Here is a 12,301-nt window from a genome sequence, read left to right as displayed (position 1 = left end):
CCTGATGAGTAACAGGCTTGCTCGTCATACTTTCGTGAGTATTGGCGTTGTACAGGCAAGTCGTAAAATAACAGCCTGGCTATTCAGAGTATGATAAAAACAGGGGGCAAGGGATGTTGCTTAATATGATGTGTGGTCGTCGGCTGTCGGCAATCAGTTTGTGCCTGGCCGTAACATTCGCTCCACTGTTCAATGCGCAGGCCGATGAGCCTGAAGTAATCCCTGGCGACAGCCCGGTGGCTGTCAGTGAACAGGGCGAGGCACTGCCGCAGGCGCAAGCCACGGCAATAATGGCGGGGATCCAGCCATTGCCTGAAGGTGCGGCAGAAAAAGCCCGCACGCAAATCGAATCTCAATTACCCGCAGGTTACAAGCCGGTTTATCTTAACCAGCTTCAACTGTTGTATGCCGCACGCGATATGCAACCCATGTGGGAAAACCGTGATGCTGTTAAAGCCTTCCAGCAACAGCTGGCAGAGGTGGCGATTGCCGGTTTCCAGCCGCAGTTTAATAAATGGGTAGAGTTACTGACCGATCCTGGTGTTAACGGGATGGCACGCGACGTGGTGCTCTCTGATGCGATGATGGGCTATCTCCATTTCATTGCAAATATTCCGGTCAAAGGCACTCGCTGGCTATATAGCAGTAAACCTTATGCACTTGCAACGCCGCCGCTCTCGGTGATTAACCAATGGCAGCTGGCGCTGGATAAAGGTCAATTGCCTACGTTTGTTGCAGGACTGGCACCGCAGCATCCGCAATATGCGGCGATGCATGAATCGTTACTGGCCTTACTCTGTGACACCAAACCGTGGCCCCAACTGACCGGCAAAGCAACGTTGCGCCCAGGGCAGTGGAGTAACGACGTACCGGCGTTGCGCGAAATATTGCAACGCACAGGCATGTTGGACGGGGGGCCGAAAATTACTCTACCTGGCGATGACACGCCAACTGACGCGGTAGTCAGCCCATCCGCTGTTACTGTTGAAACAGCAGAAACTAAGCCGATGGATAAGCAAACGACGTCTCGTAGTAAACCTGCGCCTGCCGTTCGCGCCGCCTACGATAATGAACTGGTGGAAGCCGTTAAACGTTTTCAGGCATGGCAAGGATTGGGGGCAGATGGTGCTATTGGCCCGGCAACACGTGACTGGTTAAACGTAACGCCCGCCCAGCGTGCTGGCGTGTTGGCTCTCAACATCCAGCGATTGCGCTTGCTGCCAACAGAGCTTTCTACCGGGATCATGGTTAACATTCCGGCCTATTCGCTGGTCTACTATCAGAACGGCAATCAGGTGCTGGATTCGCGAGTCATTGTCGGTCGCCCCGATCGCAAAACGCCGATGATGAGCAGTGCCCTTAACAACGTAGTGGTAAACCCGCCGTGGAACGTACCTCCAACTCTGGCACGCAAAGATATTCTGCCAAAAGTGCGCAACGATCCGGGATATCTCGAAAGCCATGGCTATACGGTGATGCGCGGCTGGAACAGCAGAGAAGCGATTGACCCATGGCAGGTTGACTGGTCTACAATCACGGCCTCGAATTTACCGTTCCGCTTCCAGCAGGCTCCAGGCCCACGGAACTCGCTGGGGCGCTATAAATTCAATATGCCGAGTTCAGAGGCCATTTATTTGCATGACACGCCGAACCACAATCTGTTCAAGCGTGATACACGCGCATTGAGCTCAGGCTGTGTACGAGTGAATAAAGCTTCCGATCTGGCGAATATGCTGTTGCAGGATGCAGGCTGGAATGACAAACGTATTTCTGATGCGCTGAAGCAGGGTGATACACGTTACGTCAATATTCGGCAGTCGATTCCGGTGAATCTCTACTACCTGACGGCCTTTGTTGGTGCAGATGGTCGTACCCAGTATCGTACAGATATTTACAATTATGATCTGCCTGCGCGATCCAGCTCGCAAATCGTATCGAAAGCGGAACAATTAATCAGGTAAATGAAGTAGTTCGGGGAAATCAGTTGTCGTAATAATTAGCATGATTGGGGGCGATTCTCTGCAGCCCCCGTCACTGCTGGGGTTGAGTCATCTTGACGTCTGCTTTACGGGCGGTTAAGGTGCCTCTTGTGCGCCAGAAGTGCATATAAACGATAACATTGACCTGTAGACTTGATTATCATGGACAAATTCGACGCTAATCGCCGCAAATTGCTGGCGCTTGGTGGCGTTGCACTCGGTGCCGCCATCCTGCCGACCCCTGCGTTTGCAACACTCTCTACCCCACGCCCGCGCATTTTGACACTCAATAATCTTCATACCGGAGAGTCAATCAAAGCGGAGTTTTTCGATGGCAGAGGCTATATTCAGGAAGAATTGGCAAAACTTAACCATTTTTTCCGCGATTACCGCGCGAACAAAATAAAGTCCATCGACCCAGGATTATTCGACCAGTTGTATCGCCTGCAAGGGTTGTTAGGCACGCGCAAACCGGTGCAACTCATTTCCGGTTATCGTTCTATTGATACCAACAATGAACTACGCGCCCGCAGCCGTGGAGTAGCGAAGAAAAGCTATCACACTAAAGGCCAGGCGATGGATTTCCATATTGAAGGTATCGCGTTAAGCAATATTCGCAAAGCCGCGTTATCTATGCGCGCAGGTGGTGTAGGATATTACCCACGTAGTAACTTTGTGCATATTGATACCGGGCCAGCACGGCACTGGTAGCAATCGCTTAACGAAACAGGGGCAGTATGAACTATCGTATTATTCCGGTCACCGCATTCTCCCAGAACTGTTCATTAATCTGGTGTGAACAAACCCGTCTGGCCGCACTGGTCGATCCTGGCGGCGATGCGGAAAAAATCAAACAGGAAGTTGATGACAGCGGCCTGACACTGATGCAGATCCTGCTGACGCATGGTCATCTGGACCACGTTGGCGCAGCGGCGGAACTGGCGCAACATTACGGCGTGCCAGTTTTTGGCCCGGAAAAAGAAGATGAGTTCTGGCTGCAAGGCTTGCCTGCGCAAAGTCGTATGTTTGGTCTGGAAGAGTGCCAGCCGCTGACGCCAGATCGTTGGCTGAACGAAGGCGATACCATCAGCATAGGGAATGTGACTTTACAGGTGTTACATTGCCCTGGGCATACGCCGGGTCATGTAGTGTTTTTTGATGATCGGGCAAAGCTGCTGATTTCTGGCGATGTTATTTTCAAAGGCGGAGTAGGGCGCAGTGACTTCCCGCGTGGCGATCATAATCAACTGATTTCTTCAATCAAAGATAAATTGCTGCCACTGGGGGATGACGTGATATTTATTCCGGGTCACGGACCATTATCCACACTTGGTTATGAACGCCTGCATAATCCCTTCCTGCAAGACGAAATGCCCGTCTGGTAAGGCACATAAAAAAGCCCGCTTTTAATGCGGGCCTGGATTTCTGGCAAAGTGCGCTTTGTTTATGCCGGATGCGGCACGAGCGCCTTATCCGGCCTACAAAATCGTGCAAATTCAAAATATTGCAGGGGACGCGTAGGCCTGATAAGCGTAGCGCATCAGGCAATGTTGCGTTTGTCATCAGTCTCAGCCCGCTTTTCAGCGGGCTTCATTGTTTTTAATGCTTACAGCACTGCCACAATCGCTTCGCACAGCGGAGCCATGTTATCTGGTGTCATCCCGGCCACATTTACGCGACCAGAAGCAACCGCATATACGCCAAACTCTTCGCGCAGACGCAGCACTTGTTCTTTTGTCAGGCCACTGAAGGAGAACATGCCGTTCTGTTTGATGATAAAGCTGAAGTCGCGGTTTGCGCCTTTTTCCTGCAGCGTATTGACGAACAACTGACGCATACGCTGAATACGCTGGCGCATATCAGTCAGCTCTTGTTCCCAAATCGCACGTAACGCATCGTTGCTCAGGATGGTGGCAACAACAGAAGCGCCGTGTGCTGGTGGGTTAGAGTAGTTAGCGCGAATCGCCGCTTTCATTTGGCTGAATGCGCGATCAACGGTTTCACTGTCGGCAGCAACCAGAGTACAAGCGCCAACACGCTCGTTGTACAGGCCAAAGTTTTTAGAGTAGGAACTGGCAACAATCAGCTCTTTATGCATAGCCGCGAAAGCGCGCAGTCCTTCAGCATCTTCTTCCAGACCACGGGCAAACCCCTGGTAAGCGAAGTCAAACAGCGGTAACCAGCCTTTCTCAACGGAGAGTTGTGCCAGTGTTTGCCATTGTTCCAGCGTAGGGTCGATACCGGTTGGGTTATGGCAGCAGCCATGGAACAGCACTACGTCGCCAGCCTGAGCTTCATTCAGGCTGTTAATCAGTGCATCGAAGTCAAGAGTGTGATTTTCCGCATCATAATAAGCGTATTCACGAACTTCCAGACCTGCAGAGTTAAAGACGCTCTTATGGTTCGGCCAGCTTGGGTTGCTCACCCACACACGCTTAACGCTGGTATTTTTTGCCAGGAAATCGGCAGCCACGCGTAGTGCGCCAGTGCCCCCCGGAGTCTGTGCCGTGCGAGCACGTTTGTCATTGATCAGGGCGCTACCTTTACCAAACAGCAGTTCCTGAGTGCAGCGACCAAATTCAGGGATGCCGTCAATGCCGAGGTAATTTTTGGTGGTTTCATTTTCGAGCAGATACTGTTCAGCCTTTTTCACGCTGGTCAGTACCGGGGTTTTGCCCGTCTCATCTTTATAGACACCAATCCCGAGGTTAATTTTGCCGGGACGTTCATCGGCACGAAACAGATCGGCCAGGCCCAGAATCGGGTCGGCAGGAGCGGCGGTAATGTTCTCAAACATGACGAGGTTCCATTATGGTTACAGAAGGGAAGTCCGCTATCAGGGTAACGGGAGATTTACAAAATTCCAACTATTACTGATGAAAACTCAGGCTGTTTTTGCAAGACGTGAGATTGCTCTGGAAGGTATAAAAAAAACAGGACCAAAGTCCTGTTTTTTCGGCATTTAACAAAGAGGTGTGCTATTAGAACTGGTAAACGATACCCACAGCAACGGTGTCGTCTGAACCTACGCCCAGTTTGTTGTCAGAATCGATCTGGTTGATGATGTAGTCAACATAGGTGGACATGTTTTTGTTGAAGTAGTAGGTTGCGCCCACTTCAAAGTAGTTCACCAGATCAACATCACCGATACCTTCTACGTCTTTCGCTTTAGATTTGGTGTAAGCGATGGACGGACGCAGACCGAAATCGAACTGGTATTGCGCAACTAACAGAACGTCTTGCGTTTTGTTGGCGAAGCCGCTGGTGTTTGTAAATTTATTAGTGATCGGCGTAGCGTTACGGGTTTCACCGTAGTTCGCTGCCAGGTAGATGTTGTTCGCGTCGTACTTCAGACCAGTAGCCCACTGTTCAGCTTTTTTACCGTTGCCAAGAGGTTGAGCTTCTTGCAGGTTGGTACGGTCAGCTGCACCATAAGCACCAACGATACCAAAGCCTTCGTATTCGTAGCTGATAGAACCGCCAACACCGTCGCCGTTAGAGCGGCGTGCAGTGTCACGCTCGTTTTTACCCAGGTACTGAACAGCGAAGTTCAGGCCATCAACCAGACCAAAGAAGTTGGAGTTACGATAGGTAGCAACGCCGCCAACACGACCAACGAAGAAGTCATCGCTGTATGCAGTATCACCACCAAATTCTGGCAGCATATCGGTGTAACCCAGTGCATCATAAACCACACCGTAGTTACGGCCGTAATCGAAAGAACCAATGTCAGCGTATTTAAGACCCGCGAATGCCAGACGCGTTTTGTTACCAGTTTGAGCGTCAGCGCCTTCAGAGTTGTTACCCTGGAAGTTATATTCCCACTGACCATAACCGGTCAGATCGGAATTGATTTGTGTTTCCCCTTTAAAACCAAGACGGGCATAAGTTTTGTCGCCGTTTCCGCCGTAACTGTTTACACCATTGTCTTTAGAAAAATAATGCAGACCGACAGCTTTACCGTACAGATCTACTTTGTTGCCATCTTTGTTATAGATTTCTGCAGCGTTTGCAGTACCTGCTACTAACAGAGCAGGGACGATCACTGCCAGAATATTGCGCTTCATCATTATTTATTACCCTCATGGTTTTTTTTATGACACCTGCCACTGCCGTCAATAAGTTCTGTCAATAAAAATTTACGGAACTATTGATGAGAGTTTGGTGTCTTTATGTGTCTGCAGGCATCTTTCCATTCAAACTAACGTTTCGCTACCGTGAAAGTGCTACAAAGATAAAGATTTGGTTTCAAAAAGAAAAAATATGTAACCAAAAGTAAAATTTAAGGAACTTTGTGAACACCGTCATATTTCCATAGAAGCGTGATGATATTTACAGCAATTTTTATCTATTTATATGATTTCCTTATATTTAAATTAACTAAACGGAAATTTTGTTTCTGATGGAAACTTTATCGACCTGGCACTAAATCCTCGTTCAGACATCCAGAATGCCAAAAAATAGTATGAAAATTGTGCTATCAGCTAAGAAAAAACTAATCCGCAATAAGAATCCAGGTTATTTTTTGTGCGTAAATGTTGCAATGTAATATTCCGTAACAGGATGATCGTTATGGCGGGGTTGCAAATAGATTGCTTGACTTAACAAACAGATAACTTGACAGAAAGGATAAAAAAGAGCCAGCAGGCGCTGGCTCTTTGAGGAAGAAAATCAGAAGCTGGCGTTGCGCGGAGTACGTGGGAACGGAATCACATCACGCACGTTTTGCACGCCAGTTACGTAAGCAATCAGGCGTTCAAAACCAAGACCGAAACCTGAATGCGGAACAGTACCGTAGCGACGCAGATCGCGATACCACCAGTAATCTTCTTTATTCAGGCCCATTTCCAGCATACGCTCGTCCAGAACGTCCAGACGTTCTTCACGCTGGGAGCCACCAATGATCTCACCGATGCCCGGAGCCAGAACGTCCATAGCCGCAACGGTTTTACCGTCTTCGTTGAGGCGCATATAGAACGCTTTAATATCTTTCGGATAGTTTTTAACCACTACCGGTGCTTTAAAGTGTTCTTCCGCCAGATAACGCTCATGCTCAGAAGAGAGATCGACGCCCCAGTAAACCGGGTTTTCAAACTTCCTGCCGCAGTTTTCGAGAATGGTCACTGCGTCGGTGTAATCCACCTGCGCGAAATCGGCCTCAATGAAGCGTTCCAGACGTGAAACGGCATCTTTATCTACGCGTTCAGCGAAGAATTTCATGTCGTCTGCGCGTTCTTCGAGAACCGCTTTGAAGACATATTTCAGCATGGCTTCAGCCAGACCCGCGATATCGTTCAGGTTAGCAAACGCCACTTCCGGCTCCAGCATCCAGAACTCCGCCAGGTGACGGCTGGTGTTGGAGTTTTCAGCACGGAAAGTCGGGCCGAAGGTATAAATTTTGGATAATGCGCAAGCGTAGGTTTCGCCGTTCAACTGGCCAGATACGGTCAGGAAAGACTCTTTACCAAAGAAGTCTTTGTCGAAATCCACTTTGCCCTGATCGTTACGCGGCAGATTTTCCAGATCCAGCGTAGAAACGCGGAACATTTCGCCAGCCCCTTCGGTATCAGACGCAGTAATCAGTGGCGTTGAAACCCAGAAGAATCCCTGCTCGTTAAAGAAGCGATGCAGCGCCTGCGCCAGCGTATGGCGAACGCGCGCGACGGCACCAATCAGGTTTGTGCGCGGACGCAGGTGAGCGACTTCACGCAGATACTCAATGCTGTGGCGTTTTGCCGCCATCGGGTAAGTGTCTGGATCTTCAACCCAACCAGCAACTTCAACCTTGCTGGCCTGAATTTCAAATTGTTGCCCCTGGCCCGGCGACGCCACGACTTTACCCGTCACAATGACCGAGCAACCGGTGGTCAGACGCAGGACGTCTTCATTGTAATTGGGCAGAGAATTATTGATGACAGCCTGTACAGGATCAAAGCAGGAACCGTCATAAACGGCGAGGAAGGAGATGCCAGCTTTTGAATCTCGGCGGGTACGTACCCATCCGCGTACGGTGACTTCGCTGTCAACGGCTACGCGGCCCTGGAGTACGTCGGCTACAGGCACAACGCTCATAATATTCTCTCTGTTAATAGTCGGAAAAAATAAACACTTGTCCACCCGTAAATGGGGGGATACCTATGTTACCTGGCATCTGCAATCAGACAAGCAGAATTCGCAAATGCAGCGAAAGATTTCGGAATTAAAGGTAAAAAAAGGGAGCCGATTAGCTCCCTGATGATATTAACTGGCTTTTTTAATATGCGGAAGGTCGAACGCTTTGCGCAGCGCCCGAACAAACGCTTTATCGTGGCAGATAGTTTTGCCAGGGCTGTCAGAAAGTTTCGCCACCGGTTTACCGTTACACTCTACCAACTTAATCACAATATTCAGGGGTTTTACCTGGGGGATATCGCAGGTCAGGCGAGTCCCAATACCAAAACTTAATTGCACGCGGGAAGAGAAGTGGCGGTATAGCTCAACCGCTTTGCGTAAATCCAGATTGTCAGAGAAAACCAGCGTTTTACTCTGTGGATCAATTCCCAGCTTTTCATAATGTGCAATGGCTTTTTCACCCCATTCAACCGGGTCGCCAGAGTCATGACGCAGGCCTTGATACCGACTAGCGAACTCGACACCGAAATCACGCAGGAAAGCATCCATAGTGATGCAGTCGGTTAATGCAATGCCAAGTTGGTCGGGATACTCTTCCAGCCAGGCAGCAAGTGCAGCTCGCTGGCTGTTGGCTAGATCCGGGCTGATTTGCTGATGTGCCTGGAACCATTCGTGTGCCTGTGTTCCCATCGGCGTGAGGGAAAGCCGACGCGCCAGATCGTAGTTGCTGGTGCCCACAAACCAGGATTCCTGTTGCAGACGCTTAACGATGGTTTCTTGTACTTCGCGAGAAAAACGGCGACGGGTGCCAAAATCCATCAGATGGAAGCGCGACATATCAAGACCGGCGATTAACGCCGAGAAGTCGACTAATTTGCTTTCCAGCGTGTCGAGGGCTTGCGCAACGTCGGCCTGCGGTGAGCGATAGCGATGTACCATTTCACTGATAACCGCCAGCAAAGGAACTTCCCAGAGGATGACTTCACGCCACGGGCCGCTTAAACGAATATCCAGCTTGCCATTATCGTTGGACACGGTGACTTGTTCCGGGTTAAAGCGGAACTCGCGTAACCAGTTAAGATAGTCGGCCTTAAAGAAAGGCAGGGCAGAAAGCCACTGATATTCATCATCCTGCAGGCGCAGGTGCTGCATCGCCTGAATCTGTTCACGAATAGCATCGGCATAAATACCCAGCAGATCGTCACCTCGGCAACGAAACTCCGCCGCGACATGCACATCGTAATAATGATGAAACACGGCTTGCTGCATATGCAACTTATAAGCATCTGTATCCAGCAACGAGTGCAGAACAGGAGAAGCGAATTGTGTCATAGGTGCGCAGTAGCGTCCTCGTACAGGAGCGTTTAGTACAATAAACATCTTCAGGAACTGCTGGAGTATACCTTGTTTCGCAATTTATTGAACCCCGATCACACCATATGCCACCTTTCTGGTCGATGGCATTACGCGGTGTATGTTATAAAAATGTAGCAATAAAGGCGTTTGTACCTGAAAAGATGAAGATTCTGCATAGCGCGATTTACGCAACAGGAATAGACTGAACACCAGACTCTATAAAAGATGCTAAAGGTTATTTATGACTCAACAGCCACAAGCCAAATACCGTCACGATTATCGTGCGCCGGATTACCAGATTACTGATATTGACTTGACCTTTGACCTCGACGCGCAAAAGACGGTCGTTACCGCGGTCAGCCAGGCTGTCCGTCATGGTGCATCAGATGCTCCCCTTCGTCTCAACGGCGAAGACCTCAAACTGGTTTCTGTTCATATTAATGATGAGCCGTGGACCGCCTGGAAAGAAGAAGAGGGCGCACTGGTCATCAGTAATTTGCCGGAGCGTTTTACGCTTAAGATCATTAATGAAATAAGCCCGGCGGCGAATACGGCGCTGGAAGGGCTTTATCAGTCAGGCGATGCGCTTTGCACCCAGTGTGAAGCCGAAGGTTTCCGCCATATTACGTATTATCTCGACCGCCCGGACGTGCTGGCGCGTTTTACCACCAAAATTATTGCCGATAAAATTAAATATCCCTTCCTGCTTTCCAACGGTAACCGCGTTGCGCAAGGCGAACTGGAAAACGGACGCCATTGGGTACAGTGGCAGGACCCGTTCCCGAAACCGTGCTACCTGTTTGCGCTGGTGGCAGGCGACTTTGATGTACTGCGCGATACCTTTACCACGCGTTCTGGTCGCGAAGTAGCACTGGAGCTGTACGTCGATCGCGGCAACCTTGATCGCGCGCCGTGGGCGATGACCTCGCTGAAAAACTCCATGAAATGGGATGAAGAACGCTTTGGCCTGGAGTATGACCTCGACATCTATATGATCGTCGCGGTGGATTTCTTCAATATGGGCGCAATGGAGAATAAGGGTCTGAATATCTTTAACTCCAAATATGTGCTGGCCCGCACCGACACCGCCACCGACAAAGATTACCTCGATATTGAACGCGTTATCGGCCATGAATATTTCCATAACTGGACCGGTAACCGAGTGACCTGCCGCGACTGGTTCCAGCTCAGCCTGAAAGAAGGTTTAACCGTCTTCCGCGATCAGGAGTTCAGCTCTGACCTTGGTTCCCGCGCAGTTAACCGCATCAATAATGTACGCACCATGCGCGGATTGCAGTTTGCAGAAGACGCCAGCCCGATGGCGCACCCGATCCGCCCGGATATGGTCATTGAGATGAACAACTTCTACACCCTGACCGTTTACGAGAAGGGCGCGGAAGTGATTCGCATGATCCACACCCTGCTTGGCGAAGAAAACTTCCAGAAAGGGATGCAGCTTTATTTCGAGCGTCATGATGGTAGTGCAGCGACCTGTGACGACTTTGTGCAGGCGATGGAAGATGCGTCGAATGTCGATCTCTCCCATTTCCGCCGTTGGTACAGCCAGTCCGGTACACCGATTGTGACCGTCAAAGACGACTACAATCCAGAAACTGAGCAGTACACCCTGACCATCAGCCAGCGCACGCCAGCTACGCCGGATCAGGCAGAAAAACAGCCGCTGCATATTCCGTTTGCCATCGAACTGTATGATAACGAAGGCAAAGTGATCCCGTTGCAGAAAGGCGGTCATCCGGTGAATTCCGTGCTGAACGTCACTCAGGCGGAACAGACCTTTGTTTTTGATAATGTCTACTTCCAGCCGGTGCCTGCGCTGCTGTGCGAATTCTCTGCGCCAGTGAAACTGGAATATAAGTGGAGCGATCAGCAACTGACCTTCCTGATGCGTCATGCGCGTAATGATTTCTCCCGCTGGGATGCGGCGCAAAGTTTGCTGGCAACCTACATCAAGCTGAACGTCGCGCGTCATCAGCAAGGTCAGCCGCTGTCTCTGCCGGTGCATGTGGCTGATGCTTTCCGCGCGGTACTGCTTGATGAGAAGATTGATCCAGCGCTGGCGGCAGAAATCCTGACGCTGCCTTCTGTCAATGAAATGGCTGAATTGTTCGATATCATCGACCCGATTGCTATTGCCGAAGTACGCGAAGCACTCACTCGTACTCTGGCGACTGAACTGGCGGATGAGCTACTGGCTATTTACAACGCGAATTACCAGAGCGAGTACCGTGTTGAGCATGAAGATATTGCAAAACGCACTCTGCGTAATGCCTGCCTGCGTTTCCTCGCTTTTGGTGAAACGCATCTGGCTGATGTGCTGGTGAGCAAGCAGTTCCACGAAGCAAACAATATGACTGATGCGCTGGCGGCGCTTTCTGCGGCGGTTGCCGCACAGCTGCCTTGCCGTGACGCGCTGATGCAGGAGTACGACGACAAGTGGCATCAGAACGGTCTGGTGATGGATAAATGGTTTATCCTGCAAGCCACCAGCCCGGCGGCGAATGTGCTGGAGACGGTGCGCGGCCTGTTGCAGCATCGCTCATTTACCATGAGCAACCCGAACCGTATTCGTTCGTTGATTGGCGCGTTTGCGGGCAGCAATCCGGCAGCGTTCCATGCCGAAGATGGCAGCGGTTACCTGTTCCTGGTGGAAATGCTTACCGACCTCAACAGCCGTAACCCGCAGGTGGCTTCACGTCTGATTGAACCGCTGATTCGCCTGAAACGTTACGATGCCAAACGTCAGGAGAAAATGCGCGCGGCGCTGGAACAGTTGAAAGGGCTGGAAAATCTCTCTGGCGATCTGTACGAGAAGATAACTAAAGCACTGGCTTGAT

Annotated in this window: 8 protein-coding genes; 4 read left to right on the top strand and 4 right to left on the bottom strand. The window is 50.4% G+C overall.

Annotated features, from left to right (window positions below; all coding sequences use genetic code 11):
• Positions 1-113 precede the first annotated feature (113 nt).
• From ldtD to gloC, 3 genes are all read left to right on the top strand, one after another.
• Positions 114-1,961: a L,D-transpeptidase gene (ldtD, locus tag ACU8XX_RS15750; RefSeq protein ID WP_000925985.1), complete on the top strand. Its 1,848-nt coding sequence runs from the start codon at positions 114-116 to the stop codon at positions 1,959-1,961.
• A 180-nt stretch (positions 1,962-2,141) separates the two neighbouring features.
• A complete protein-coding gene (locus ACU8XX_RS15745; protein ID WP_001295932.1) occupies positions 2,142-2,690 on the top strand; it encodes a YcbK family protein in 549 nt (182 codons plus the stop codon).
• A 26-nt stretch (positions 2,691-2,716) separates the two neighbouring features.
• Entirely contained in the window at positions 2,717-3,364 is a 648-nt protein-coding gene (gene gloC / locus ACU8XX_RS15740; RefSeq protein ID WP_001109486.1) for a hydroxyacylglutathione hydrolase GloC, read from the top strand.
• Positions 3,365-3,585: 221 nt separating this feature from the next.
• On the opposite strand, the gene aspC is transcribed toward gloC, so the two are convergent.
• The 4 genes from aspC to pncB form a co-directional block, all read right to left on the bottom strand.
• A complete protein-coding gene (gene aspC, locus ACU8XX_RS15735; protein ID WP_000462687.1) occupies positions 3,586-4,776 on the bottom strand; it encodes an aspartate transaminase in 1,191 nt (396 codons plus the stop codon).
• 184 nt (positions 4,777-4,960) lie between these two features.
• The gene (gene ompF, locus ACU8XX_RS15730) at positions 4,961-6,049 is read right to left on the bottom strand and encodes a porin OmpF (RefSeq protein ID WP_000977907.1); all 1,089 of its coding nucleotides are present in this window, start codon (positions 6,047-6,049) and stop codon (positions 4,961-4,963) included.
• Between the two features lie 601 nt (positions 6,050-6,650).
• On the bottom strand, positions 6,651-8,051 hold the full coding sequence (gene asnS / locus ACU8XX_RS15725) for an asparagine--tRNA ligase (RefSeq protein ID WP_000117881.1): 1,401 nt from the start codon (positions 8,049-8,051) through the stop codon (positions 6,651-6,653).
• 168 nt (positions 8,052-8,219) lie between these two features.
• A complete protein-coding gene (gene pncB, locus ACU8XX_RS15720) occupies positions 8,220-9,422 on the bottom strand; it encodes a nicotinate phosphoribosyltransferase (protein ID WP_240765203.1) in 1,203 nt (400 codons plus the stop codon).
• A gap of 265 nt (positions 9,423-9,687) precedes the next feature.
• Here pncB and pepN point away from each other — a divergent pair, with 265 nt between their 5' ends.
• Positions 9,688-12,300 (top strand): aminopeptidase N, encoded by a 2,613-nt coding sequence (gene pepN / locus ACU8XX_RS15715; protein WP_000193841.1) that lies wholly within the window; start codon positions 9,688-9,690, stop codon positions 12,298-12,300.
• Position 12,301 lies beyond the last annotated feature (1 nt).

It is taken from the genome of Escherichia sp. MAL-1 (assembly GCF_052948035.1).
This window is presented reverse-complemented; position numbering and strand designations above follow the sequence as displayed.